General features: G+C 65.5%; 23 protein-coding genes. 9 read left to right on the top strand and 14 right to left on the bottom strand.

Features of this window, described 5'->3' with window-relative positions; genetic code table 11:
- Positions 1–18 precede the first annotated feature (18 nt).
- Positions 19–2,307: a glycogen debranching protein GlgX gene (gene glgX / locus ACZ46K_RS17100; protein ID WP_464743773.1), complete on the top strand. Its 2,289-nt coding sequence runs from the start codon at positions 19–21 to the stop codon at positions 2,305–2,307.
- Positions 2,304–4,682: a malto-oligosyltrehalose synthase gene (gene treY / locus ACZ46K_RS17095; RefSeq protein ID WP_464743771.1), complete on the top strand. Its 2,379-nt coding sequence runs from the start codon at positions 2,304–2,306 to the stop codon at positions 4,680–4,682. The genes glgX and treY overlap by 4 nt, the downstream gene beginning before the upstream one ends.
- On the opposite strand, the gene ACZ46K_RS17090 is transcribed toward treY, so the two are convergent.
- The 4 genes from ACZ46K_RS17090 to ACZ46K_RS17075 all read right to left on the bottom strand — a co-directional run bounded on the left by ACZ46K_RS17090 (position 4,679) and on the right by ACZ46K_RS17075 (position 7,706).
- Entirely contained in the window at positions 4,679–5,182 is a 504-nt protein-coding gene (locus tag ACZ46K_RS17090) for a DUF2029 domain-containing protein (protein WP_464749367.1), read from the bottom strand. The two genes, treY and ACZ46K_RS17090, sit on opposite strands and share 4 nt — an antisense overlap.
- A complete protein-coding gene (locus tag ACZ46K_RS17085) occupies positions 5,182–5,400 on the bottom strand; it encodes a helix-turn-helix domain-containing protein (protein WP_054806635.1) in 219 nt (72 codons plus the stop codon). The genes ACZ46K_RS17090 and ACZ46K_RS17085 overlap by 1 nt, the downstream gene beginning before the upstream one ends.
- 66 nt (positions 5,401–5,466) lie before the next feature.
- The gene (locus tag ACZ46K_RS17080; RefSeq protein WP_054810246.1) at positions 5,467–6,255 is read right to left on the bottom strand and encodes an SDR family oxidoreductase; all 789 of its coding nucleotides are present in this window, start codon (positions 6,253–6,255) and stop codon (positions 5,467–5,469) included.
- 2 nt (positions 6,256–6,257) lie between these two features.
- Positions 6,258–7,706, bottom strand: coding sequence for an ABC transporter substrate-binding protein (locus tag ACZ46K_RS17075; RefSeq protein ID WP_464743769.1), 1,449 nt, complete (start codon positions 7,704–7,706; stop codon positions 6,258–6,260).
- Positions 7,707–8,254: 548 nt separating this feature from the next.
- Between ACZ46K_RS17075 and ACZ46K_RS17070 the strand changes: the two genes are divergently transcribed.
- A complete protein-coding gene (locus tag ACZ46K_RS17070) occupies positions 8,255–9,526 on the top strand; it encodes an amidohydrolase family protein (RefSeq protein ID WP_464743767.1) in 1,272 nt (423 codons plus the stop codon).
- A 106-nt stretch (positions 9,527–9,632) separates the two neighbouring features.
- Here the strand turns inward: ACZ46K_RS17070 and ACZ46K_RS17065 are convergent, their stop codons facing one another.
- Positions 9,633–10,238, bottom strand: a complete 606-nt coding sequence (locus tag ACZ46K_RS17065; RefSeq protein ID WP_464743765.1) for a TIGR00725 family protein — start codon at positions 10,236–10,238, stop codon at positions 9,633–9,635.
- Here ACZ46K_RS17065 and ACZ46K_RS17060 point away from each other — a divergent pair.
- The gene (locus ACZ46K_RS17060) at positions 10,214–11,140 is read left to right on the top strand and encodes an alpha/beta fold hydrolase (protein WP_054807738.1); all 927 of its coding nucleotides are present in this window, start codon (positions 10,214–10,216) and stop codon (positions 11,138–11,140) included. The two genes, ACZ46K_RS17065 and ACZ46K_RS17060, sit on opposite strands and share 25 nt — an antisense overlap.
- A gap of 34 nt (positions 11,141–11,174) precedes the next feature.
- Here ACZ46K_RS17060 and ACZ46K_RS17055 read toward each other — a convergent pair whose 3' ends face one another.
- Complete coding sequence (locus ACZ46K_RS17055; RefSeq protein WP_054807740.1) at positions 11,175–11,795, bottom strand: FHA domain-containing protein; 621 nt, start codon at positions 11,793–11,795, stop codon at positions 11,175–11,177.
- A 96-nt stretch (positions 11,796–11,891) separates the two neighbouring features.
- On the opposite strand from ACZ46K_RS17055, the gene ACZ46K_RS17050 reads away from it, so the two are divergent.
- Positions 11,892–12,305 carry a YchJ family protein gene (locus ACZ46K_RS17050; protein WP_054810834.1) on the top strand — a complete coding sequence of 138 codons (414 nt, stop codon included), beginning with the start codon at positions 11,892–11,894 and terminating at the stop codon, positions 12,303–12,305.
- A 27-nt stretch (positions 12,306–12,332) separates the two neighbouring features.
- On the opposite strand, the gene ACZ46K_RS17045 is transcribed toward ACZ46K_RS17050, so the two are convergent.
- The gene (locus ACZ46K_RS17045; protein WP_464743763.1) at positions 12,333–12,986 is read right to left on the bottom strand and encodes a TetR/AcrR family transcriptional regulator; all 654 of its coding nucleotides are present in this window, start codon (positions 12,984–12,986) and stop codon (positions 12,333–12,335) included.
- Positions 12,987–13,072: 86 nt separating this feature from the next.
- Here ACZ46K_RS17045 and treZ point away from each other — a divergent pair, with 86 nt between their 5' ends.
- Both treZ and ACZ46K_RS17035 read left to right on the top strand, forming a co-directional pair.
- On the top strand, positions 13,073–14,800 hold the full coding sequence (treZ, locus tag ACZ46K_RS17040) for a malto-oligosyltrehalose trehalohydrolase (RefSeq protein ID WP_464749366.1): 1,728 nt from the start codon (positions 13,073–13,075) through the stop codon (positions 14,798–14,800).
- A 121-nt stretch (positions 14,801–14,921) separates the two neighbouring features.
- Positions 14,922–15,215, top strand: coding sequence for a hypothetical protein (locus ACZ46K_RS17035; protein ID WP_054806730.1), 294 nt, complete (start codon positions 14,922–14,924; stop codon positions 15,213–15,215).
- A gap of 261 nt (positions 15,216–15,476) precedes the next feature.
- Here ACZ46K_RS17035 and ilvA read toward each other — a convergent pair whose 3' ends face one another.
- The 3 genes from ilvA to ACZ46K_RS17020 form a co-directional block, all read right to left on the bottom strand.
- Complete coding sequence (gene ilvA / locus ACZ46K_RS17030; RefSeq protein ID WP_464749365.1) at positions 15,477–16,796, bottom strand: threonine ammonia-lyase IlvA; 1,320 nt, start codon at positions 16,794–16,796, stop codon at positions 15,477–15,479.
- A 93-nt stretch (positions 16,797–16,889) separates the two neighbouring features.
- Positions 16,890–18,656: a pyruvate dehydrogenase gene (locus ACZ46K_RS17025; RefSeq protein WP_054806732.1), complete on the bottom strand. Its 1,767-nt coding sequence runs from the start codon at positions 18,654–18,656 to the stop codon at positions 16,890–16,892.
- A gap of 6 nt (positions 18,657–18,662) precedes the next feature.
- Positions 18,663–19,097, bottom strand: coding sequence for a nitroreductase/quinone reductase family protein (locus ACZ46K_RS17020; protein WP_054806733.1), 435 nt, complete (start codon positions 19,095–19,097; stop codon positions 18,663–18,665).
- Between the two features lie 116 nt (positions 19,098–19,213).
- Here ACZ46K_RS17020 and ACZ46K_RS17015 point away from each other — a divergent pair, with 116 nt between their 5' ends.
- On the top strand, positions 19,214–19,444 hold the full coding sequence (locus ACZ46K_RS17015) for a hypothetical protein (RefSeq protein ID WP_054810678.1): 231 nt from the start codon (positions 19,214–19,216) through the stop codon (positions 19,442–19,444).
- Between the two features lie 22 nt (positions 19,445–19,466).
- Here the strand turns inward: ACZ46K_RS17015 and dnaE are convergent, their stop codons facing one another.
- The 4 genes from dnaE to lspA form a co-directional block, all read right to left on the bottom strand.
- Positions 19,467–23,003, bottom strand: coding sequence for a DNA polymerase III subunit alpha (gene dnaE, locus ACZ46K_RS17010; protein WP_464743759.1), 3,537 nt, complete (start codon positions 23,001–23,003; stop codon positions 19,467–19,469).
- A 175-nt stretch (positions 23,004–23,178) separates the two neighbouring features.
- Entirely contained in the window at positions 23,179–23,817 is a 639-nt protein-coding gene (locus tag ACZ46K_RS17005; protein WP_464743757.1) for a hypothetical protein, read from the bottom strand.
- 3 nt (positions 23,818–23,820) lie between these two features.
- A complete protein-coding gene (locus tag ACZ46K_RS17000) occupies positions 23,821–24,729 on the bottom strand; it encodes an RluA family pseudouridine synthase (RefSeq protein WP_464749364.1) in 909 nt (302 codons plus the stop codon).
- A 14-nt stretch (positions 24,730–24,743) separates the two neighbouring features.
- On the bottom strand, positions 24,744–25,400 hold the full coding sequence (lspA, locus tag ACZ46K_RS16995; RefSeq protein ID WP_054806342.1) for a signal peptidase II: 657 nt from the start codon (positions 25,398–25,400) through the stop codon (positions 24,744–24,746).
- Positions 25,401–25,465: 65 nt separating this feature from the next.
- Between lspA and ACZ46K_RS16990 the strand changes: the two genes are divergently transcribed.
- Positions 25,466–26,425, top strand: coding sequence for a hypothetical protein (locus ACZ46K_RS16990; RefSeq protein ID WP_464743755.1), 960 nt, complete (start codon positions 25,466–25,468; stop codon positions 26,423–26,425).
- Positions 26,426–26,524: the final 99 nt, after the last annotated feature.

The raw sequence follows: 26,524 nt of genomic DNA, 5'->3' as shown, positions 1-26,524 counted from the left end.
CGGTTACGCTGAGCACCCATGGAGCCCAGCGACTCACGCACAGCCCCGGATGCGACCGGCCCCATTCCGGTGTGGCCCGGCCATCCCTATCCGCTGGGAGCCACCTACGACGGTGCCGGGACGAACTTCTCACTGTTCTCGGAGATCGCCGAGAAGGTCGAACTGTGCCTCATCGACCGGGACGGCCACGAAACACGGATCGAGCTCGACGAGGTCGACGGATACGTCTGGCACGCGTATCTTCCGACGATCTCACCCGGCCAGCGCTATGGATACCGCGTGTCGGGCCCGTTCGATCCGGCCGAAGGGCATCGGTGCGACCCGAGCAAGCTACTTCTCGACCCTTACGGCAAGGCATTCGACGGCGGTTTCGACGGCCACCCGTCGCTGTACTCGTACGCGCTGCCCGATCCGGACACCGACAGCCGCGATCCCGCTCCCGACTCCGAACCGGCACCCGAGTCCGCCGGATCCGACGATGCTGCACCGACGGACGAGCCCGAGGACCGGGGGAACGAGGGCAACGGGAACGAACAGGAATCGGCCGACGAACTTCCCCATCTCGATTCGCTCGGGCACACGATGACCACCGTCGTGATCAATCCGTTCTTCGACTGGGCATCCGACCGTCACCCGCGGCGCCCCTACCATCAGACGGTCATCTACGAAGCCCACGTCAAAGGCATGACCGCCACCCACCCCGATGTGCCCGACTACCTCCGCGGCACCTACGCCGGCCTCGCGCATCCGGCAGTCATCGAGCACCTGCTCCTGCTCGGCGTCACCGCCATCGAACTGATGCCGGTGCACCAGTTCATGAACGACCAGACGCTGCAAGATCGCGGGCTCAGCAATTATTGGGGGTACAACACCTTCGGGTTCTTTGCTCCGCACACCGCGTACTCCTCGGCGTCGAAACCGAGCGGGGTGGTCGCCGAGTTCAAGGCGATGGTGCGCACGTTCCACGAAGCAGGGATCGAGGTCATCCTCGACGTCGTCTACAACCACACCGCCGAGGGCAATCATCTCGGCCCGACCATCTCGTTCCGCGGCATCGACAATGCCGCCTACTACCGGCTCGTCGAAGACGACAAGGTCCACTACATGGATTACACCGGCACCGGCAACAGTCTCAACGCTCGGAATCCGCACACTCTCCAGCTGATCATGGACTCCCTTCGGTACTGGGTCACCGAAATGCATGTAGACGGGTTCCGGTTCGATCTCGCATCGACTCTCGCCCGCGAGCTGCACGACGTCGATCGGCTGTCCGCATTCTTCGACCTGGTCCAACAGGATCCTGTGGTGTCGCAGGTCAAGCTCATCGCCGAACCGTGGGACGTGGGCGAAGGTGGCTATCAGGTCGGCAACTTCCCCGGGTTGTGGACCGAGTGGAACGGCAAGTATCGCGACACGGTCCGCGACTACTGGCGCGGTGAGCCGGCCACACTCGGCGAATTCGCGTCCCGTCTCACGGGTTCCTCCGATCTCTACGAGGACACCGGGCGACGACCGAGTGCGTCGATCAATTTCGTCACCGCGCACGACGGATTCACACTCGCGGATCTCGTGTCCTACAACGAGAAACACAACGAAGCGAACGGTGAGGACAACCGCGACGGTGAGTCGCACAATCGCTCGTGGAACTGTGGCGTGGAAGGCCGGACGGACGACCCCGACGTCCTCGCACTCCGGGCACGCCAGCAGCGCAACATCCTCGCGACCTTGCTGCTGTCGCAGGGAACCCCGATGATCGCGCACGGCGACGAGATCGGCCGCACCCAGAACGGCAACAACAACGTGTATTGCCAGGACAACGAATTGTCCTGGATGGACTGGTCACTCGCCGAGACGAATGCGGATCTGCTGGAGTTCACCCGCACCGTCATCGCGCTGCGCACCGAGCATCCGGTCTTCCGTCGGCGCAGGTTCTTCGAAGGTCGCCCGATCCGCAGCGGAGAGCAATCCCGCGATATCGCGTGGCTCACCCCGGGTGGCGACGAGATGACACCCGAGGATTGGGACAGCGGATTCGGTAGATCGTTGTCGGTGCTCCTCAACGGCGAGGGCATCCCGGAACCGGATCAGCGGGGTCAGCGGGTGGTCGACGACTCGTTCTTCCTGTGCTTCAACGCCCATGACGAACCGATCGACTTCGCCACCCCCGACGGTCCGCACGCGCAGGAATGGACGCTGACCCTCGACACCGATATCGCGGACGGCCGGCGCACCCCGACGACGGTAGCGGCGGGGGAATCGGTCACCGTCCAGGCCCGTTCGGTACTCGTCCTGAGGAAGACCGAATGAACGCCGTCCCAGTGCATTCTCGTGCGCTTCACCCGGTTCCTGTGACAGCAACCTATCGGCTGCAGATGCGCCCCGACGCGTTCACCTTCGCCGACGCGGTGGCTCTGATCGACTACTTCGACGACCTCGGCGTCTCACATCTGTACCTGTCACCGGTGCTCACCGCGGTGGACGGATCCACTCACGGATACGACGTGGCGGACCCGAGCACGGTGTCGGAGGGGCTCGGCGGTCGTCCCGGACTCGAAGCGCTGGCCGACGCCGCACGCGAACGCGGTATGGGGTTGGTCATCGACATCGTCCCCAACCATGTCGGGGTCGCCGACCCACGTCAGAACGCATGGTGGTGGGACGCTCTCCGCCACGGCGACAAATCCGAATACGCAGACTATTTCGACTTCGATACCAGCGCCGACAACGGCGCAGGAGGGAAATGCGCGCTGCCCGTGCTGGCCTCGGGTGCCGACGGGCACGATCTCACGGTCGACCGATCCGGTGCAGAGCCGATGATCGCCTATTACGACAAGCGGTTTCCCATCGCACCGGGCACCGATGTCGGCACCGCGGCCGAGATCCACGATCGGCAGTCGTACCGGCTTGTGCCGTGGGATTCCGGCCGGATCGGGTACCGGCGGTTCTTCACCGTCAGCGACCTTGCGGCCATCCGGGTCGAAGATCCCCGCGTATTCGATGCAGCGCATGCCCAGGTCGCGTCGTGGATCGCGGACGGACTGGTCGACGGTATTCGAGTCGATCACCCCGACGGTCTGGCCGATCCTGCGGACTACCTCGTTCGGCTGCGCGATCTGATCGGCGCCGACCGATGGCTCGTGGTCGAGAAGGTTCTCGCAGACGGCGAACCTCTCGACGCCACACTTCCTGTGGACGGCACCACCGGCTACGATGCCCTCAACGAACTCACCGGGGTGTTCCTCGATCCTGGCGGAGAGAACGAACTGAGCGCGCTCTCACGCACATTCACCGGCGCGGACGGTGACGCACACTGGCTGCACGCGCAGGAACAGCTGCTCGGACGACAAGTGCTCGAAACAGGCCTCGCGCCGGAGATCCGGCGCCTCGTACGAACGATCCGGCACGCAACCGGCGACACCACGGTCACCGACCTTGCACTGCGCGATGCGGTGGTCCCGGTGATCACACAGGTTCCGGTGTACCGAGCCGACTACGCGCCACTGAGCACGATGTTGCCACGCATCGTCGGTGAGGTGGGACGCAGCGAACCTGCGCTGATGCCCGCCCTCGAGGTGGTGGTGCAGGCGCTGGCCACAGATCCCGAAACCGCCGCGCGGTTCGGGCAGGTGTGCGGCGCCTCTACCGCGAAAGCAGTGGAGGACTGCCTGTTCTATCGCGCGGCACGCCTGATCTCCCTGCAGGAGGTGGGCGGGAATCCCGGTCGCTTCGGTCTCGACCCGAGCGAGTTCCACCTGCTGTGGGCACAGCGTGCTCGTTCGTGGCCGCGAACGATGACCACATTGTCCACGCACGACACCAAGCGCAGCGAAGATGTCCGCGCGCGAATCGGAGTGCTGTCGCAGGTGCCGCAGCCGTGGGCCGACTGCGTGACGGAATGGGAGATGGCGGCGCCGAGCCCCGACCCTGCGATCGGGGCGTTCCTCTGGCAGACACTGTTCGGTGCCTGGCCGGTCGACGGCGTCGTCACCGACGCCGTGCGGACGCGTCTGCAGGGCTACATCCGGAAGGCAGTGCGGGAAAACGGCACTCGGACCTCGTGGACGGATGTGGACGTCGAGTTCGAGGGTTCCGTCCTCGCCTGGCTCGACGCCGTGTGCGACGGCCCGTGCAGTACCGGGATGACCGAGTTCGTCACCGACCTCGAACCGCATCTGTCATCGGATGCGCTGGGCCAGAAACTCCTCCAGCTTCTCGGCCCGGGGATCCCGGACGTCTACCAGGGCACCGAACTGTGGGACGACTCGTTGGTGGACCCCGACAATCGGAGGCCCGTCGATTTCACCGTGCGCCGCCGCCTGCTCGATACTCCGGAAGCACCGGTGAAGTTCACCGTCGTTCGTGCAGCGCTGCGACTGCGTCGCGAACGGCCCGCGAGTTTCGTCGGTGGCGCCTACGTGCCGATACGGGCCACCGGATCGGCCGCGCGACATGTGCTTGCGTACGGCCGGGGTCCGCGGGCCGATGATGTCGACGTGGTGGCGGTCGCCTTGCGCCACACGGTCTCGCTTCACAGGACCGGATGGGGCGATACAGCTCTCGATCTGCCGCCGGGAAGTTGGAGCGACCTGTTGACCGGCCGTCAGGTATCGGGACAGGTGCGCCTCGACGACCTGGTCGCTCGGTTTCCGGTCGCAGCGTTGGGTCGGGTCCGGTCACCCTAGAGGTCTGCCAGGTCGCGGACGTCCTCTTGCTCCTGGCGGCGGAGTTCGCGACGCCGGTGCCACCAGACTGCAGCGACCGCGATGCCTCCACCGACGAGCCCGCCGACGATCAATCCCGCCCACGTGGCGGCATCCTGATCGAGGGGGGTGGACAGTTGCGCGTAGATTCCGGCGATGCCGGCGAGGTAGACAACGCCTGCCAGGATGGTCCGGGGTCGCCAGGTCTTCGTGGTCGAGAACAGATCGACGTGTGCGGCGCGTGCATACGCAATTGTCATCATCGAGATGACGAACCACACGGCCAGAATGCCGATCGAGATCTGAGCACCGACACGTCCGGCGACCCAGGGCAGAAGGGCTGCGCCGGCGAGGGCGGCCCATTGGGCGAGTTGGAATCCCACCGCGGAGGCCTCGTTCCACACATCGCGCTGACGTTCGTCGTGGTAGAACTCGTCGTCCAGGTCGCCGATGGTGCGGGCAGCTTTCATGAACACGGCCATCACGGCCCCTCCTCGGTCTGTGGAAACAGTTCCTCGACGGTGGTGCCGAGACTCCGCGCGAGACGTAAGGCGAGGTAGACGCTGGGCGCGTAGTCGCCCTTCTCCGTCGACACGATGCTCTGTCGACTGACTCCCACCTGCGCACCGAGCTCGGCCTGCGTGATCCGCGACTTCTTGCGAAATTCACGGACCTTGTTGTCCCTCGGCGTGCCCGTCACACCAAAAAGACAAGCATCCTTGACATTGAATGTCAAGAACACTTGTCTTTTTGTGGTCGGTCGGTCTTACCGAACCGCCGTCACGACGCTGGTTCGTATCGCCTCCACCCGCGTGTCCAGGTGATCGAGATAGTGCGGGTGCGTGATGATGTACGGCAGGTTCTGCTCGATCCCCTGCGCCACCAGATCACCGGCCGTTCGCGGCTCCATTCCGATATCCCCGGCGCCCTTGATGGCACTCGCGTCCTCGACCTGCCCGCCGATGCGCGCGGTGTTCTCGTCGAGGTTCGACTTCACCAAGCCAGGACACAGCACGGACACACCGACACCGTACGGCGCCATTTCCGTTCTCATCGCCTCGGACAACGCGATCACCGCCGTCTTCACCGCGCTGTATGCACCGCGCCCCGGTGTACCCGCAAGCAGACCCATCACCGACGCGGTGTTGACGATGTGGCCACGCCCGCGCGCACGCATGTCCGCACCGAATGTGGACACGCCGTTGAACACGCCCGCGAGATCGATCGCGACGAGCATGTCGAAGGTCGCCGGATCCACATCGACAACATCCCGACCGTTGAACCCGATGCCCGCGTTGTTGACGAGGATGTCCACCGGCCCGAACACGGATTCCGACTCCGTCGCTGCCTGAGCCCAGGCGTCACGATCCCGGACATCGAGTGCAACGCCACGGACGTGGTCACCGCGCGCCGCGACCACCGCCTGCCGCGCTCGTTCGTCGATATCGGCGATGGTCACCGAAATACCGTGGTGAGCAAGCGCATCTACGATGCCGAGCCCTATTCCACTTGCACCGCCCGTGACGAAGGCGTGCCGGGCCGAGGACAATTCCATGCTCACTCCGTGATCCAGAGGTTTTCGGGCAGCGGCGACCCGAGGGTGTACATGCCGATTCCGTGCACATTCTCGCCGTACATGACCGACGGGGATGCCTTGACGTACCAGACGCCCGGGACGAGCTCGGCCAGCCGCTCCTGGACGGTGCTGTACGCCGCAGTGCGTTCCTCGACCGTTTCTGCAAGCCGGCCGGCATCCAATGCATCGTTGAGCGCCGAGTCATCGAGTCCGGTGAAGTTTCCGGGAGAATCGCCGTGAAACGCTGTCCACAGCGCGTAGTCGGGATCCTGAACTATCGCAGACGAGAGGATCATGTCGAAATCCCGCCCGCCCGCGCGAGCCGTGAGCGTGGGATAGTCCGCAACCTCGACGTTGACCTCCACATTGTCGAAGGCGCTCAGCTGCGCCTGCAAAGTCTCCGCCGCCGCCTTGGCCTCCTGTGTCGGATAGGACAGGAACGTGAACGACAGCGGTGTCCCGTCTGCGGCCAACTCGTCGAAGAGCACTTGGGCGGCGTCCGTGTCGTGCGTCCACAGCGGAACCTCCTCGAAGAAGGGCGAGCTTTCCGCGAACAGGTATTCGGTGATCTCCCCGACCCCGTTGTAGACCACAGAGTTCAACGCGTCACGATCCAGAGCCAGGGAGACAGCTCGCCTTGCCCGTACATCATCGAACGGTGCGCGGGCCGAGTTCATGACCATGATCTGACCGCCACCGGTCGGTACCAGTTCGGTGGCCACACCCGCCTGCTCGGCTTTGTCCAAGGTGGCCCAACTGGCTTCCGAGGACAGATCGGCGTTACCCGTCGAGACCGCATTGAATCGCTGGTTGGTGTCCGCCACGGTGGTGATCCGGAGCGTATCGAGATACGGCTTGGGAGCATCCCAATAGTCGGGGTTCTTCTCCAGCTCGATCGCACCCTGCCGCACCCAGTCCACCAGGGCGAACGGGCCGGCACCCACCGGGTTGTCGTCGAAAGCCTGCCGGCCTTGCTCCAAGGCCGCCGGCGAGGCGATCCAGTTCAGCGCAGTAGTGAGCATGCTGTGCGGGAAGTGGGGATTGGGGCTCACCAATGCGATCGACACAGTGACGGGGTCCACCACCTCGACTCCGGCAATCTGGCCCGCTACCCGGATCGCGGTGGAGCCGAGCGCAGGATCACGAAGCCGTTCCCAGTTGTATTTCACGGCGGCAGCATCGAGCGGGGTCCCGTCGGTGAACACGAGATCGGGGCGCAGAGTGAGCGTGAAGGTGGCACCCCCGTCGGCAGTGACGAAGTCGGTGGCCATCTTGTATTCGATGTCCTGCGTCTCGAGATCGTTGATGATCAGCGAGCCGTAGAGTGCGTTGCCCAGTGTCGGCTGATGCGCAAAGGTATTCGACAGTGCAGCCGGATCCAGGCTGCGCGGCTCGCCCATCTGGATCACATCCAGAGAGCCGCCTGCCACAGGATCGCCTACTTCCTCAGCGCCTCCGGCACCAGAATTGTCGGCACCTGAGCCACCACACGAACTCGAGATCAGCGCAGAGGCACATGCCACCGCGATTACTGCAAGCACACGCTTCGGTCGGAGCATTGCACCCTCTCGTCACAAAATAGAAGAGCAAACACGTCACTCTTCAGAATCGGAATGGGATTCTGTTTCATGAGAATAGGTTGCGCCGTCCAGTGTGGCAAGCATCACAACCCGCCGCCGACGGGGTACTCCGCGGGAGCGCATTCCCGGTCGCCGGTGATGACGACGAGTCCATCCGATCTTGCAGGGGCGCCTTCGCGAGATTAGTATTCTCTCAATAGAGAAAGTAGATTCTCGCCACACGTATCGGACAGCGCAACATGTCGGTTCACTCGCAGATCGGGTGGGTCCCTCGCCTGCACCCGTGGCGCGACTCCAGCACCTGCCGAACACATCCATCGACGTTCTCAGCCCACCCGAATTCCGCCCGGTCCGCGCTACCGGAGCGCCTCGTTTCGCAAGCGCACGAGAGGATCTCAATGAATATCGACGACATGGTGATGGTCAGCATCGACGACCACGTGGTGGAACCCCGCGATATCTTCGAGAAACACTTCCCGAAGAGCCTCATGGACCACGCCCCGACACTGACCGCCCACCCCCGCAACCCCAACGTCGAGGCATGGCTGTTCCAAGGCTCCGTCGTCGGCAGCTCCGGCCTCAACGCCGTCGTCTCCTGGCCCAAAGAAGAATGGGGCATGGACCCCACCGGCTACGCCGAAATGCGACCCGGCGTCTACGACATGGACCAGCGCGTCCGCGACATGGACGCCAACGGCACCCTCGCCGCCACCCTCTTCGCGACCTTCCCCGGCTTCGCCGGCACCCACCTCGCCACCCTGCCCGACAAGAAACTCTCACTCGCAGCGTTGAAAGCCTTCAACGACTGGGTCGTCGGCGAGGTCCCCGACACCCACCCCGGACGCTTCATCCCACTCGGCATCATCCCCTTCTACGACGCCGACGAATCCGTCAAGGAAATCCACCGCCTCGCCGCCATGGGCTGCCGCTCCATCTCGATCCCCGAAACCCCGTACGGCGTCGGAGATGGCTACCCCGACTTCAAATCCGGGCACTGGGACCCGATCTTCAAGGCCTGCGTCGAGCACAACATCGTGCTCAGCCTGCACATCGGCGGCGGCATGAGCCTCGTCAAACGACCTGAAGCGTTCAACCTCGACGACATGATGGTGCTCACCCCACTCATCTCGACGATCGCCGCAACCGACATGATGCTCAGCGGCGCATTCCAGAAATTCCCCGATCTCAAGGTCGCCATGAGTGAAGGCGGCGTCGGCTGGGTCGCGCCGTGGCTCGACCGCCTCGAACGCCACATCGTCAACCAGTCCTGGACCGGTGCAAGTTTCCTGCCGAAGGGCATGTCGCCCACCGACGTGTGGAAGAAGAACTTCCTCGCCTGCTACATCACCGAACCGAGCGGCCTGAACAACCGCGAACGCCTCGGCATCGACACCATCGCCTGGGAATGCGACTACCCGCACTCCGATTCCACCTGGCCGCACTCCCCCGAGGTACTGATGGACGAACTGGTCGCCGCCGAGCTCACCGACGAGGAGATCGACAAGGTCACCTTCGAGAACGCCGCACGCTTCTTCGGCTGGGACCCGTTCGAGCACACGCCCCGTGAGCAGGCCACGGTCGGTGCCCTGCGCGCACGCGCCAAGGACGTCGACATCAGCGAAACCTCCAAGGAGGAATACCGTCGGCGCTACGAACTCGCCAACTCGTAACTGCCCGACCACTTCGCCGCGTGATGCCCGCCGACACCGAGTCGGCGGGCATCACGGCGCGGTGGAGTTGCCCTGTTGTGGAACGGTTCTCATGACACGAGCCGGATCATGCGTCCTTACGCCAGAGCAACGCGTGCAGGCATTCGACCGCTTCCCCCGGTGATTCGACGTCGAGCACGCCGCCCGCCGGCATCTTCCAGCCTCCGATCGACACGACGGGGACACCGGTGCGCACCGCCAACGCGATCTCGCTCATCGTTCCCCAACTCCCGCCGACGACGACGAGTGCGTCGCTGCTGCGCACCAGCAGGGCGTTGCGCATCTCCCCCAACCCGGTGGGGATCGCCACCGTCAAGTACGGATTCCCTACCACCCGGTCGTCGTCGGGCAGCAACCCGAGTGTGGTCCCGCCCGCCTCGATCGCTCCCCGCGACGCGGCAGCCATGACCCCACCGAGACCGCCGGTGACGACTATCGCCCGGCGACCGGCGAGCAGCCCACCGACCTGACGAGCGATCCGCCGTTGCTCGGGCGTCGCCTCCCCCGGACCGACGACCCCGACATAACGCTGCGAATGCATATCGGGATTGTCCACCACCCCAAGGGTGAAAGGACACCTATCCCGGTTTTCGGGTTCTACCGGTAGGGAGTCTCGTACCGAACCGTGGCGGCGTGGACCCTCGACACATGCCCACCACCCACTACTCGACACGTCTTCGGCGCACCACCGTGTACGCCGACGACGGGGTCCCCCTCGCTGTCACCGACGCGGGCCCCGAGACGGCGGAACTGACGTTCGTGTTCGTGCACGGGCACTGCCATGACACCGACACCTGGACTCGGTTGCGTCGGGCGCTGCTCGTCACCCTGGGTCGACCGGTCCGAATGGTGTTCTTCGATCATCGAGGGCACGGCCGGTCCGGTGGAGCGCCCGCCGAGACGTACACCCTCGATCAGATCGGGCGCGATCTCGGTGCGGTGCTCGATGCCGTCACTTCCGGGTCCGTCGTCCTGGTCGGACATTCGATGGGCGGCATGGCGATCCTGTCGTATGCGCGTCAGCATGCGACCGACATCGGTACTCGCGTCTCGGGAGTCGCGTTGATTTCCACCGCGGCCGACGATCTCGCACAGTCCGGGCTCGGGCGGTACCTGCACAGCCCGGCGGTGGAGTTGTTCCGCCGGGCTGTGTCCCGGGCGCCCCGAATCACGCAACGGATGGCGCGGTGGGGTGGTCGAGTGGGTCTACCCGTGGCCGGCGCGCTGCATCGTCGCGGCACTGGTGCATCGAGGCCGGGGGGCCGGCTGCTCGCACTGTTCACATTGCTGTGCAGCGACACGTCGGTGGTCACGATGGCAGGCTTCCTCCGTTCCTTCGCGGTGCTCGACGAGGCCGCGGCCCTCTCCGTCCTGGCCCACCTTCCGTCGCTGGTGCTGTGCGGATCCCACGACGAGTGGACCCCATTCGAGCTGTCGTCCGGTGTTGCCTCGCGGCTACCGCGGTCGGAACTCGTGCGTATCGACGGCGCCGGTCATTCGGTCACCGTCGACCACCCCACTGCGGTGGCCGCTGCACTCGGGCGTCTGGCCGAGCGGGCGACACCGCACGTGTGAAGCGCCGGATCCGTGAGCGGTACCCCACCCGAGGTCACAGATCGCGTTCGCTGACCACGCCGGTGTGCATCGCGAGCTCGGCCAGGCGCACCCGCTTGCGGTTCTGCGGTAGGTCTTCGACTCCGAACTTCGCGAACAGTGTCCGCAGATGGGTCTTCACGGCATCGACACTGAGATACAACTCGGAGGCGATCGTCTGATTCGATGCGGGCGACGCGAAGGCCACACCGTGCTTGTACGGGCGGCACAGCGCACGCAACACCCCGCGCTGAGTGTCCGTCAACGAGTTCACCGTGGGTAGCTCCGCAGCCATGCGAGTCGCCTCGTCGGGTCCCGCTCCGATCTCCTGGAAGCGCAGCCGGTGCGAACCGATGCGGATACTGTCGCCCTCACGCAACCGTCGACGCCCCGCGATCCGCTCACCGTTGACGAAGGTTCCGTTGCGCGACAGTCCGTCGTCGAGGATCGTCCAATGCGTACCGAGCCACTCGACCACGGCGTGCAGGCGCGAGACCTCCTCGTCACCGGGGAACGCCACGCCGGATTCCGCTGCGCGGCCGACCGTCACCCGTGGAGTCGCCGACGTCAACACCACGTGGTGCTGGTGCCCGTGTTCGTCGAGGTAGGTCAGACGCGGGTCGAGTGCGTCGCTCACCGAGGTCTCCTGCACACAGGTCAATCGTGCGCCCGCGCGGTGTGTTCGGCAAGGACACCTCGCAGCGCGTCGCGCACGGTCGGCGACAATGGTCCGGTGACCCGACACCGCGACCGGACGCCCGCTACCGACAAGCCGTGCCCGTGTGGGCGCGGAATTCGACTCTCCGACTGCTGCGGACAGTATCTCGACGGCGGTGGCACGGCACCGACCCCCGAAGAACTGATGCGGTCGCGGTACACGGCATTCGCCCTCGGTGACACCGCCTACCTGCTACGGACCTGGCATCCGTCCGCCCGACCGGCATCGCTCGAACTGGATCCGACAACCAGGTGGACCGGTCTCGAAGTACTACGGACGACAGGCGGTGGGTTCCTGCATACCGAGGGCACCGTCGAGTTCCGTGCGCACTACATCGAGAGCGGCCGCGCCGAGGTCATGCACGAGCACAGCCGATTCGTCCGGGAGGACGGGGCCTGGAGGTACCTCGACTCGGCCGGAGGCCGGTAGGTGACGACGCGGCTCAGCGCTGCCGGGTCAGCGCAGCAGAGTCGTTCGGAGTGTGTCGGCGAGCCACGTGCGATACCGGTCGAGGTCCCATCCGCAGTCGCGGCGGAGCAACGCATGTACCTGCGGGGAACTGAGCGTGTAGAGCACGTCCGCGGCGTGGTCGACGGTGACGTCGGCGCGTAGCCATCCGCTGCGGTGCAGACCTTCGGCGAGAGTGCGCGCGTTCTCTGCGGTTGCGCGAGCGTCGTCCTCGGCAAACCGTTTCATGTCGGGATCGGCGCCCGACGATTCGATCGAGGTGATGAGCAGGCCACCCGCCCGCTCGAGCATCGCCGCGCCGTACCCCACGACCTGGTCGACGACTGCGGCTGCGGCGCCGAGCGCACGCGGTGACCGCGGGGGCTGCATTCCGTCGGCAGGTTCGTCGGTGTCGGCGACGGCCGGGCCGACGGTGACCGCGGCGTCGAGGGCTTCCCTGAACAGCTGGGCCTTGCCGTCGGGGAATGCCGTGAAGACCGTCCGCACTGCGACGCCCGCTTCGTCGGCAATCTGTTTGACGGTGGTGCTCACATACCCGTTTCGCTCGAACAGTGTCGTGGCTGCATCTCTGATCGTGATCCGGGTGCGGCGTGCAGCTTCTTCCCGCAACGGTGAGCTGTATGTTCTTCTGGCTGCGGACATCGTAGTCAGCCTAACAGCATCGACTGCAGCGCCGATGCACCGGAAACGGGCTGCGTTCGACGTGCGGACGGGGCATGCTGGGGCTCGTGCACACCTTCGAGGTCTGGGCTCCGATCCCCTCGTCCGTTCGCCTCCATGTCGACGGCGAACTCCATCCGATGCGCCGGGAGAACGACGGCTGGTGGCGCGCCGACGTCGATACCTCCCCCGGGTCCCGCTACGGCTACGTACTCGATGACGACGACACCGTGCTGCCCGATCCCCGTTCACCACGCCAACCGGACGGCGTGCACGGGACGTCCCAGTTGCACCCGATCGACCCCGACGGCTGGACCGACCACGCCTGGACCGGACGTCGGATCGCGGGGAGCGTGCTGTACGAACTGCACATCGGTACGTTCACGGCGGAAGGCACCCTCGACGCCGCCATCGAGCGTCTCGACGATCTCGTGGACCTCGGCGTCGACTTCGTCGAGTTGATGCCCGTCAACGCATTCAACGGCCCTCGAGGATGGGGCTATGACGGCGTGCTCTGGTACGCGGTGCACGAACCCTACGGCGGACCCCAGGCATTGCAGCGATTCGTCGATGCTGCCCATGCCCGAGGCGTCGGCGTTGCGCTCGACGTGGTCTACAACCATCTCGGTCCGTCCGGAAACTACCTGGGCAGATTCGGACCCTACCTGTCGGAGAAACCGGGAATCTGGGGTGAGGGCATCAATCTCGACGGCCACGGATCGGGTGAAGTACGCCGCTATATCATCGACAACGCCCTGCGCTGGTTCGACGAGTTCCACATCGACGCACTCCGGCTCGATGCCACTCACGCACTGATCGATCACACGGCAGTTCATGTGCTCGAGGAACTGTCGGTCGAAACTCTGCGTCTGTCTGCCCATCTCCGTCGCCCTCTGAGCCTGATCGCCGAGAGCGACCTGAACGATCCCCGAACGATCACGCCCCGGTCCGCTGGTGGCTACGGCCTCCACGCGCAGTGGGACGATGACCTCCACCATGCGATCCACGCTGCGGTCTCGGGCGAGAGACAAGGCTACTACGGTGATTTCGGTTCACTGGAGTGTCTGGCACGCACGCTCGGACACGGATTCTTCCACGCCGGCACATTCTCGTCGTTCCGTGGCCGCGTGCACGGCCGCCCCCTCGATGTGCGGCGAGTGCCGGCAAGTTCGCTGCTCGCGTACACGTGCACCCACGACCAGGTCGGCAACCGAGCCCGCGGTGACCGTCCGGGCGGCTACCTCGATCGGGGTCAGCTCGCGGTGAAGGCCGCACTCGTCCTCACCTCGCCGTATACGCCGATGCTGTTCATGGGCGAGGAATGGGGCGCAAGTACCCCGTTCCAGTACTTCACGTCGCACTCGGAACCCGAACTCGCCACGGCCGTCGTCGAGGGGCGCCGCCGGGAGTTCGGCGAACACGGCTGGGACGCCGTCGATGTCCCGGATCCTCAGGATCCGGAGACGTTCCGCCGGTCGACCCTTCGCTGGGACGAGCGCACCGAACCCGAGCACGCGCGACTACTCGAGTGCTACCGGCAACTTCTCGAATTGCGACGCGACCGGGTCGAACTGACCGACCCCTGGCTGGAGCACCTCCAGGTGACCTACGACGAGGATGAACGCTGGATCGTGGTGCATCGCGGCGTGATTCGCGTGGTGTGCAATCTCGGAAGCGATCCGGTGACAGTCCCCGCCGGCGGCCGCCCTATTCTCTGGTGGGACGAGCCAGTCGTCAATCGCACCCGGTCCGCAGTGCTGGTTCCCGGCCACTCGTTCGTGGTCGTCGAATCCTGAGCGGCCGCTTGACCGAACAGTCAGCGTCGGTGCGGTCCTGCTCGCATCGTCGCTCTTGATTCGGCCTCGACAACGCGAGTACCGTCGTCGATACCGCCGAAATTTTTCGAGGTGAATCATCATGGAACCAAAGAAAGTACTGGCGAGCGCGTTCCTCACCACAGCCCTTGTCCTCACACCCGTGGGTGTGGCCACCGCAGCCCCGGTGACCGACTCGTCCCCGGGCGTCGTCGAGGTCAACCACAACGACCGAGGGTGGGACAACCACGGACGAGACCGCGACCGCGGCGGCAACTGGAACAACGACCGCGGCCACAACAATTGGGATCGCGGGCACAACGACTGGAATCGCGGCAACTACTGGCGTCCGGATTGCTTCTGGTTCGGCCCCTGGTTGGTATGCATGCCGTGGTGAGGTTCGGGGTTCCAACTCGGCTACTTTGCCCGCACCGATCCACAGCGCCATACCGAGTGGCGAGATGACTTGTGGACGTTGTTTTTCGAGCGGGTTGTCTCTCCAGCCGTGACGAAGTTCTCACCCGAGGACGCTCCGCTCGCACGAGTGCGTCTTGTCGCGCCGGAATCTCGGAAAGGTCGTTATCCATCCCACGATGGCCGGCGTCCAACCCCAGCTCGAGGTAGACGGCGGTGCAGAGGCAGGCTTATGAAACCCGGCCTAGGTGAGATAGCGATAAGCGGGCGATCCCGGCTCTAGACGGCTCGCCTCGATCGGCGAGGCGTCCATGCGACGCAGGAGCGCCGAAAGACCCTCGGCTGCACCGAGTTCGATACCGACGAGCGCGGCACCTGTCTCGCGGTTGTTGCGTTTGACGTACTCGAACAGAGTGATGTCGTCGTCGGGGCCGAGCACCTCGTCGAGGAAGCGTCGCAGTGCTCCCGGCTCCTGAGGAAAGTTCACGAGGAAGTAATGCTTGAGACCCCGGTGCACGAGGGAACGCTCGATGATCTCCCCGTACCGGGACACATCGTTGTTGCCGCCGGACACCAGGCACACGACGGTCGCGCCCGGCTCGATCGACAGGCCCTCGAGCGCCGCGACTGCGAGGGCACCGGCGGGCTCGGCGATGATGCCCTCGTTCTGGTAGAGCTCGAGCATCGACGTGCACACCGCGCCTTCGTCGACCTGGGTCATCCCGAACGGAGCATGACCCAGGCCTTCCGCACGCAGGTTTGCGACCAGCGGCAGGCTCGAGTGCGACACCACTTCGGCACCGAGTTGTGACACCACGGCGTACGGAACGTCGCCGATCCGCTTGACGGCGGCACCGTCGACGAACGGCTCCACCTCCGGCAGAGTCACCGGCCCGCCGGCGACCAGCGCAGCCGTCATGGACGCCGCGCCGCGAGGTTCGACTCCGACGATCGCGGTATGTGGTGACCTCTCACGCAGGTAGGCCGCGATACCCGAGATCAGGCCCCCACCACCGACCGGCACGACGAGCACATCCAGGTCGCCCGGAAGTTGCTCGACGATTTCGCGGGCCACGGTTCCCTGTCCCGCTGCAGTACGGACGTCGTCGAACGGCGGGATCATGGTCGCGCCGGTGCGTTCCGCGTCGTCGGCAGCGGCAGCGGCAGCCGCATCGAAGGTGTCGCCCACGGCGATCAGCTCGACGAACCCTCCTCCGTGCACCTGGATACGGTCGCGCTTCTGCTTCGGGGTGCGCGCGGGCACGTAGATGCGGCCTTCGATTCGCATCGTCCGGCACGCATACGCGACACCTTGCGCGTGGTTGCCCGCACTGGCAGTCACGACACCCGCGGCGCGTTCTCGATCGTCGAGCTGGGCCATCGCGTTGTAGGCGCCGCGCAGCTTGAACGAGCGCACTCGCGTCAGGTCCTCGCGCTTGAGGTAGACCTGCGCACCGGTCAGAGCAGACAGCCGAGGGCTGAGTTCGATGGGGGTGGTCGAGACCGCCTCCGCGATTCGCTCCGCCGCCATGTCGATATCTGCTGCAGTCGGTACGGCAGTCACAGCGGTCGGTTCAGCGGTTCGCGAGGTGGAGGTCACCGTTCAATGCTGCCACTTGCCGTTGACACCACCCACGCGGCCCCCTCCAGCAGACGGTCAGGACCGGAACTGGGAGGGTCTCGGCACATTGCGAATGTTCGACTTCGCCATCTTCACCGCTTCGCCCACCCCCTCGTTCATCACGAGCTTCGACATTGCCAGGGCGAATCCCTTCACCTGCTCGCCGGTGATGGTCGGTGGGAGCGAGAGTGCCAGCGGGTCGGTCACGACGTCGATCAGTGCAGGACCGGGATGAGCGAACGCGTCCCGCAGTGCCTGTTCCACCTCCGCGGGGTCCTCGACGCGGCGTGAGTAGAACCCGAGCGACTCGGCGACCCGCGCATAGTCCACTGCCGGGACATCGACTCCGAAGTCGGCGAGGCCGTCGACGAGCATTTCGAGTTTCACCATGCCGAGCGTCGCGTTGTCGAACAGGACGATCTTGACCGGCAGCCGGTGCATGACGACGGTGATCAGTTCGCCGAGCAGCATCGACAGGCCACCGTCGCCGCTGACCGAGACCACCTGCCGGCCGGGTGCTGCGAACTGGGCACCGATCGCGTGGGGCAGTGCGTTGGCCATCGACCCGTGCAGCGCGGACGAGAGGAACCGGCGACGGCCGTTCGGGTTGAGGTACCGCGCGGACCACACATTGCACATGCCGGTGTCGGCCGTGAAGACGGCGTCGTCGGCTGCGACGTCGTCGAGAAGGGACGCGACGTACTCGGGATGGATCGGCTTCCGCTGTTTGACCGGGGTCGTGTAGGCGCCGACGACCTTCTCCATCAGACCGCGGTGTCGTTCGAGAGTGCGTTCGAGGAACTTCCGGTCTGTCTTCCGGCGGATCAACGGCTCCAGCGCACGCAGGGTCGCGCCGGTGTCGCCGTGCACCGCCAGATCCAACTCGGTGCGACGGCCGAGCCGGCCCGCATCGATGTCGATCTGCGCCGTACGTACGTCGGGGAGGAACTGGTCGTACGGGAAATCTGTGCCGATGAGCAGCAGCAGGTCGGCGCCGTGCATACCGTCGTGGGCCGCGCCGTAGCCGAGCAGACCGGTCATCCCGACGTCGAACGGGTTGTCGTACTGGATCCATTCCTTGCCGCGCAGGCTGTGTCCGATCGGCGCCGCAACCGTGTCTGCGAGGTCCAGGACCTCCTCGCGTGCACCGCGCACGCCCGCACCGGCAAAGATCGCGATCTTGTCGGCGGCGTCGATGGCCCCGGCCAGTGCTCGGACATCCGACTCTGCGGGCACGACGGTCGGGGTCCCCGTGCGGACGAGACGCGGTGTCGGCCCCTCAGGGGGCAGAGCTGCGATGTCCCCGGGCAGCGTGACGACGGCGACGCCCGGTCCGGCGAGTGCGTGCGTCATCGCGCTGTGCAGCACCCGGGGAGCCTGCGCGGCGGCGCTGATCAGCTCGGTGTAGGTGGAGCATTCGACGAACAGCCGATCGGGATGGGTTTCCTGGAAGTATCCGGACCCGATCTGGGTGGACGGAATGTGCGAGGCGATGGCCAGTACCGGAGCTCCGGATCGGTGCGCGTCGTAGAGACCGTTGATCAGGTGCAGGTTGCCCGGCCCGCACGACCCTGCACACACCGCCAGCTCCCCGGTGAGCTGCGCGTCCGCGGCGGCTGCGAATGCCGCAGCCTCCTCATGGCGCACGTGGATCCAGTCGATCCCGCCCGACGCTGTGCCGCCTGTCCGGCGTACGGCATCCACGACCGGGTTCAAGCTGTCGCCGACGATCCCGTAGATCCGCCGCACGCCGGCATCGACGAGCTGGCCGACGAGTTGGTCCGCGACGGTGTGCGCAGCCATCGTGACCTACTTCCGCTCGAGGACGAAGACCGGGATCTCCCGGTCCGTCTTCGTCTGATAGTCGGCGTAGTCGGGGAACGCGGCGACCGCCCTTTCCCACCACAACGCCTTCTCGTCGCCGTGCAACTCGCGTGCCACCATGTCGTGAACCTCGGTACCGTCGCGCAGCTCGACCTGCGGGTGGGCGAGGACGTTGAAGTACCAGACCGGATGCTTGGGTGCCCCACCGAGCGAGGCGACAACGGCGTACTCGCCGTCGTGTTCGACGCGCATCAACGGGGTCTTGCGCAGTTTGCCGGTCTTGGCGCCACGAGTGGTGAGGATGACGACGGGTCTGCCGTTGAGAGTGGTGCCGTCGGTGCCACCCGAGGACTCGTACTTCTCGACCTGATCGGCGGCCCATGTCGAGGGGCTGGGTTCGTATTCTCCGGTGAGAGGCATGCGTCCAGTGAACACCGGAACGTGATCCGCCACACCCAACACCGAAAGTTCGTTGACCCGAATTCTTTGATGCGCCTACCCTGAAGGCAGACTTTCTCGACCGGAGGTGCCTCACGATGACGACCCTCGACCTGCAGACCCGCAGGACCACCGACCTGGCCGGTGTCGACATTGCCGGCACCGAATGGCCGCTCTACAAGCTCGAGGCACTCGCAGTCGGTGTCCTGCTGCTCGTGGTCCTGTTCGTCCTCACCGGAACCGCGCAGACAGCAGTGCTCGCCGCAGCCGCGGCCACCACCGTCACGTGGTGGGTGCGCCTGGCGTACTACCGGCGCACCTCCCCGTAGGGTCGGTCGTCCACTCGCGACCTCAGGTCGCCAGACAGCCCGGGCCGAGCAGAGCCTTCAGGTCACCCATCAATGCAGACGACGGCTCGACACGCAGACTGTCGTCGAGCTTGAGCAGAGTCATCTTGCTGCCCGTGATCAGCCGTACGTGTACGTCCGCGGTGCCGGGATGCCTGGTCAGCACGTTCTTGAGTGCGCCGACCTTGTCCGGAGTGCACAGCCGGGTCGGCATCGCCACCGACACCGGTTTGGCGACACCCACCTGGGACAGATCCGGCACCGCGAGGTCGTTGGCAATCAGCGATATCCGGTCGTCACGGATCGACACGCGCGCCTTGACGAGCACCACCGAGTCCTCGACGACGTCCATGCCGTAGACCGCGTAGGACTGAGGGAAGAACAGGACTTCGATACCACCGGTGAGGTCTTCGAGCTGCGCCGACGCCCACGCGAGACCGTTCTTGTTGATACGGCGGTTCACGGAGGCAAGAATGCCGCCCACCGTCACCTGGCTGCCGTCCTTCAGTCCACCTTCGAGGATCGTCGGGATCTGAGTGTCCGACTGGGCAGCGAGCACGTGCTCGACACCGTTGAGTGGATGGCCGGAGACATACAGCCCGAGCATTTCTCGTTCGAGAGCGAGCAGGTGTTTACTGTCCCACTCCTCGTCGGGGATCCGGACGTTGAACACCGACGCGACCGATTCATCTGCGTCGGCGCCACCGAACAGGTCGAACTGCCCTATGGCCTCGGCCTTCTTCGTGCTCATCACCGCATCGATCGCGTCGGCGTGCACGAGCAGGAGTCCCTTGCGGGGGTGCTTCAGCGAGTCGAATCCACCCGCCTTGATCAACGACTCGGTGACCTTCTTGGTGCACGCGACCGTATCGATCTTTCCCAGGTAGTCGGAGAAGTCGACGTACCGGCCCTTCTCCTCGCGACCCTTGACGATCGACGCCACGACGTTGGTTCCGACGTTACGCACGGCGCCGAGACCGAACCGGATGTCCTCGCCCACCGACGTGAAGTTGGTGTGCGACTCGTTGACGTCGGGGGGCAACACCGTGATACCCATCTTGCGGCAGTCGGACAGGTACACCGCGGCCTTGTCCTTGTCGTCACCGACGGACGTGAGCAGCCCGGCCATGTACTCGCCCGGATAGTTCGCCTTGAGATACGCCGTCCAGAACGACACGAGGCCGTAACCTGCGGCGTGCGACTTGTTGAACGCGTAGCCGGCGAACGGGAGGATCGTGTCCCACAGAGCCTTGATCGCGGGTTCGGAGAACTCGTTCGCGAGCATGCCCTCCCGGAACCCCGCATACGCTTCCTCGAGCACCGACAGCTTCTTCTTACCCATGGCGCGGCGGAGGATGTCGGCCTGACCGAGGGAGTAGCCGGCCACCTTCTGAGCGATCTGCATGATCTGCTCCTGGTAGACGATCAGACCGAAGGTGTCCTTGAGGATCTCCTTGAGCGGTTCTTCGAGCTCCGGGTGGATCGGTTTGACCTCTTGCCGCCCGTTCTTGCGGTCGGCGTAGTCGTTGTGCGCGTTCATGCCCATCGGGCCGGGTCGGTAGAGCGCCAGCACCGCGACGATGTCCTCGAATCCCGTCGGCTGCATGCGGCGCAGCAGATCGCGCATCGCGCTGCCGTCGAGCTGGAACACACCGAGGGTGTCGCCGCGCGCGAGTAACTCGTATGTCGCCGGGTCGTCGAGGGGCAAGGTGTCGAGATCGAGTTCGACCCCCCGGTTGTCCTTGATGTTGTCGATGGCGTCGCCGATGACCGTGAGGTTTCGCAGACCCAGGAAGTCCATCTTGAGCAGGCCGATGGCCTCGCACGAGGGATAGTCCCAGCCGGTGATGATCGCGCCGTCCTGCGCGCGCTTCCACAGCGGAATCGCGTCCATGAGCGGTTCGGACGACATGATCACCGCGCACGCATGCACACCCGCATTGCGGATCAGGCCTTCGAGCCCGAGCGCGGTGTCGTAGATCTTCTTCACATCGGGGTTCGAGTCGATCAGCGCCCGGACCTCGGCCGCTTCCTTGTACCGCTCGTGATTCGGGTCGGTGATGCCCGACACCGAGATGTCCTTGGCCATGATCGGTGGCGGCAGGGCCTTGGTGATCTGGTCGGCGATCGCGAAGCCCGGCTGCCCGAACTGCACGCGCGCGGAGTCCTTGATGGCGGCCTTGGTCTTGATGGTGCCGAATGTGATGACCTGCGCGACCTTGTCGGTGCCCCACTTCTCGGAGGCATAGCGGACCATCTCACCGCGACGACGGTCGTCGAAGTCGATATCGATATCCGGCATCGACACGCGCTCGGGGTTGAGAAACCGCTCGAACAGCAGTCCGTGCGGGATCGGGTCGATGTTGGTGATGCCCATCGCATATGCCACGAGGGAGCCTGCCGCGGAGCCACGCCCCGGGCCCACTCGGATTCCGACGTCACGCGCGTGGTTGATGAGGTCGCCGACGACGAGGAAGTAGGCGGGAAAGCCCATCTCGTTGATGACGTCGATCTCGTACGCGGCGCGGCGCAGGTATTCGTCGGGCACGCGGTCGGGGAACCGTCGATCGAGGCCGCGCATCACTTCCTTGTGCAGCCAACTCCCCTGTGTCTCTCCCTCCGGCACGGGGAAGATCGGCATCCGGTCGTGGTGTTCCCACACTTCCTTGTAGGACTGCACGCGCTCGCCGATCAGCACGGTGTTGTCGCACGCGTCGGGTACCTCGTTGTCCCACAACTCGCGCATCTGCTGCGCAGACTTGAGGTAGTAGCCGTCGCCGTCGAACTTGAAGCGGGTGGGATCCGACAGGGTTTTGCCGGTCTGGATGCACAGCAGCGCCTCGTGGTTCTCCGCGGCATCCTTGGTGACGTAGTGGCAGTCGTTGGTGGCCAGCGGCGGAATCCCGAGTTTGTTGCCGATGTCGAGAAGACCTTCGCGCACCCGGCGTTCGATGGACAGACCGTGGTCCATCAGTTCGAGGAAGAAGTTGTCCTTGCCCCAGATCTCCTGCCACTTCGCGGCAGCCTCGAGCGCTTCACGGTCGTGGCCGAGACGCAGACGCGTCTGGATCTCACCTGACGGGCATCCGGTGGTGGCGATGATCCCCTCGTGGTGCGTGGCGATGAGCTCCTCGTCCATGCGGGCCCACTTGCCGAGTTGCCCCTCGATGGACGCGAGCGAGGACAGTTTGAACAAGTTCCGCAACCCGGTGGCGTTCTCGGCGACCATCGTCATGTGCGTGTAGGCACCGGAACCCGACACATCGTCGGACTTCTGGCTGGGATCGCCCCACTTCACACGCTTGGTGTTGAATCTCGATTCCGGTGCGACGTACGCCTCGATCCCGATGATCGGCTTGATCCCGGCCTTCGTCGCGAGGTTGTAGAACTCGCTGGCGCCGTACATGTTTCCGTGGTCGGTCATGCCGACCGCCGTCATCTCGAGCCGTTGCGCCTCGTCGAAGAGCGGACCGAGCTTGGCGGCTCCGTCGAGCATCGAGTACTCGGTGTGATTGTGCAGATGAACGAACGAGTCAGCCACGCGTGCCTCTCCCGGAAAGTCTGTGGGCACCGACGAGTCTAGGCGCTCCCTGCGACGTGATCCGACAGGCACACCGGTGTCCGACCGCACACCGGTGATGCGCGCTACTCGTCGCTCGTCGCGGCAGCCCGAAGGCCGCGGTCACCAGAGTGGTGTGGTGGACAACCGTCGGTCCCTACGGCTCGCCGTCGTCGGGGCCGGGCGCCACCGTGTCGACGTGTTCGGGCAACAGCGGCCTCACCGAGAACCTCCCGGCCACCGCGTCCGGTGGCAATGCTTCCACCGCCCGGACTCCGGGGCCGGCGGCCGTCTCTCGCACTCGGTCGCCGGCACCCCGTACGACCGCCCCCACAACGCAGGCACAGCCGGCCGCGAGACGATCGGCGGAGACCGCGGCGATCCGAGCCGCGCGAACACTTCCCGCCGAGGCCCCGCGCAGTCGCCCTGCCGCCACGTGCGGAGCGCGCCGCAGCGCCTCCGGGTGCGCCGACACTGCGACGGTGACGAGCGGGGTCTGTACCCGGTCCATCGGTACCCGGAACAGAACCTGGGCCACGCGCACGTCACCGGGCAACGCGGCGACCGCTTCGACATCCGTCGGTTCGGCGAACGACACGAGCGCCCAACTCGGCTCCGGCCCGAGCCCGGCCACGCTCGACTCGGCTCGGCCGAGATAGTCGGATACCTGTTCGCCGTTGTCGGGGCCGAGCGCGTCGGTACTCACCGACGCTGGACGGACCGGATTGAACACACCGGCGAGGATCACCGCGAGCACCAACGCGGCCGTCGCCAACCACGGGAGGATCCGAGCCATGACTCAGGCGTTGCGCAACACGTCGAGGGCGTTCTCGAGATCGGCCGGGTACTTGCTGGTGATCTCGACCCAATTTCCACGGGTCGGGTGTGCGAACCCGAGCGAGCGGGCGTGCAACCACTGACGTTCCAGCCCGAGGCGAGCCGCCAGGCGCGGGTCGGCGCCGTAGGTCAGGTCGCCGCAGCACGGGTGCCGCAGAGCGGAGAAGTGTACGCGGATCTGATGGGTTCGGCCGGTCTCGAGGTGGATGTCGAGCAGACTCGCCGCCTGGAACGCCTCGACGGTGTCGTAGTGCGTGATGCTGGGCTTGCCGTCCGCCGTGACCGTGAACTTCCAGTCGCTGCCGCGATGCCTGCCGATCGGAGCATCGATGGTACCGCTGCTCGGATCCGGATGGCCCTGCACGAGTGCGTGGTAGCGCTTGTCGATAGTGCGCTGCTTGAACGCCCGTTTGAGCACGGTGTACGCCCGCTCCGAGGTCGCGACGACCATGACGCCCGAGGTGCCGACGTCGAGCCGGTGCACGATGCCCTGCCGTTCGTGGGCACCCGACGTCGAGATGCGGAAGCCCGCAGCGGCCAGACCACCGATGACCGTCGGCCCCGTCCAGCCGACGCTCGCATGTGCGGCAACGCCGACCGGTTTGTCGACAGCGACGATGTCGTCGTCGGAGTAGAGAATCTCCATGCCTTCGACGGGCTTCGCCTCGATGGTCAACGGCCTGGGAGGCTCGGGCAGGACCACTTCGAGCCACGATCCCGCCGAGAGCCGATCCGATTTGCCCATCGGCGCACCGTCCATGATGACGGAGCCTTCCTCGGTGAGCGCAGCCGCCACGGTCCGGGACAATCCGAGCAGACGGGCCAGTCCGGCATCGACACGCATGGCATCGAGCCCGTCCGGTACGGGCATCGCCCGGGTTTCCCTCACTGACGTTCTTCCTTTCTGTTGGTTCCCGAATCGGTATCCCCTGTGTTCCCCGAGTCCGCAGCGTCTCCCGATTTCGCTGCGCCCCCCGAGTTCGCACGGCTTCCGTCCGGGTCGATGCCGAACACGGTCAACGCCACGAGCAGGATCGCGCCGCAGACGATCGCCGAATCGGCAACGTTGAATACGGGCCACCACCCGACCGAGACGAAGTCGACGACATGTCCCTGCAGCGGCCCGGGTGAGCGGAACAGCCGATCGGTGAGATTTCCGAGCGCACCGCCGAGCACGAGCCCCAGTCCCAGTGCCCACCAGATCGAGCGCAGAGTACGGCCGATCTTGATCACGCCGATGACGACACCGATTGCCACCAGCGTGAGCAGCCAGGTCATGCCTGTCGCCATCGAGAACGCGGCGCCGGGATTGCGGATCAGCGTCAACGTCACGGTGTCGCCGATGATCGAGACCGGGTCGTACGGGTCGATGTAGTGAACCGCTGCGATCTTCGTGAGCAGATCGGCCACGTAGATCACGCACGCCACGACGAGCAGATTGCGCAGCCGCCCCGGTCCCGCCGGCGCTTTCACCGGGGGATCGTGCGCGGGCGGTTCCGGCGTACCGAACGCAGGATCGGGCCGGGAAGCTTCGTCACTCACTCCGCCATCATCCCCTACACAGCCGAGGAAGCGGCCACCGCGCCCGTCGTGGCTACCCTGGTGAGGTGCCTGTGCTGTCGAGATTCGCTTATACGAGGCCGTGTGCCTTTGCCGCCGTCCTGTCACTCACCGCGCTCGTCACGGGATGCGGCGGTGATACCCCTGACGGCACACCCGCCGTCACCGCCGCGTCCTCGACCGAGGTGACGGTCCCCGTGTCCGCTGTGACCGCGACAGTTCTCGACGCGGGAGCCGAACCCCGCGAAGCGGTGCGATTGTTGCCCGCGACCGGAACCGAACAGAACGTGATCCTGACCACTCGATCCGAAGTGCACCAGCAGATCGGTGATCAGCCGGCACAGGACTTCTCCACACCTGAACTGACGACACCGCTGTCGGCCACGGTCACGGAGTCGGTGGCCGATGGAGCACCCGGCACCGTGGTCGATCTGGTCCTCGGCGATGTCAGTACCCCCGACCCGCATCTCGAGACATCCCTCACCGAGGTCAGAGGCTCCGGGGCCGGGCTGACGATGGGCCCCAACGGCTCAGTCAGTGCACTGCGACTCGAACCCGGGACCGCGGTACCCAATGTGGCGCGCTCAGCGCTCGAACAAGCCTTCTACCAAGCGGTCTACCGGATGGTGGCGTTCCCCGACGAAGCAATCGGCGTGGGCGCGGTCTGGGAGAGCCACCAGCAGGTGATGAGCGCGGGAATCACGATCGATCAGGTCGGCACGGCCACTCTCGTCTCCCGCGACGACGACCGCGTTCGAGTGGACATCCGTGTCGAGCAGATTCCGCAGGAGTCGACCTGGATGCTGCCCAACGGGCAGGGACAGCTGTCCGTGGAGCAGTACACGATGGCCGGCGACGGAACGCTGACGATCGACCCGAGCAAGCCACTGCCCATTCAGGGTGACTTCACGGTGAGTGGCGATCAGACCTATCTCGACCCGAACGGAGCGACCCGACTGTCACAGTCCCAGGTGGACCGGGTCGGCTGGCACTCTCCCGAGAACTGAGCCGGCACGGCCACGTGGTTTCGAGACGCACGTGGCTTTCGAGACAACAGTGGCCGACGCGGATCTCCGCGTCGGCCACCGTCTCCCTCTCACGAAGAG

It is taken from the genome of Rhodococcus sp. JCM 9793, from assembly GCF_055380405.1.
This window is presented reverse-complemented; position numbering and strand designations above follow the sequence as displayed.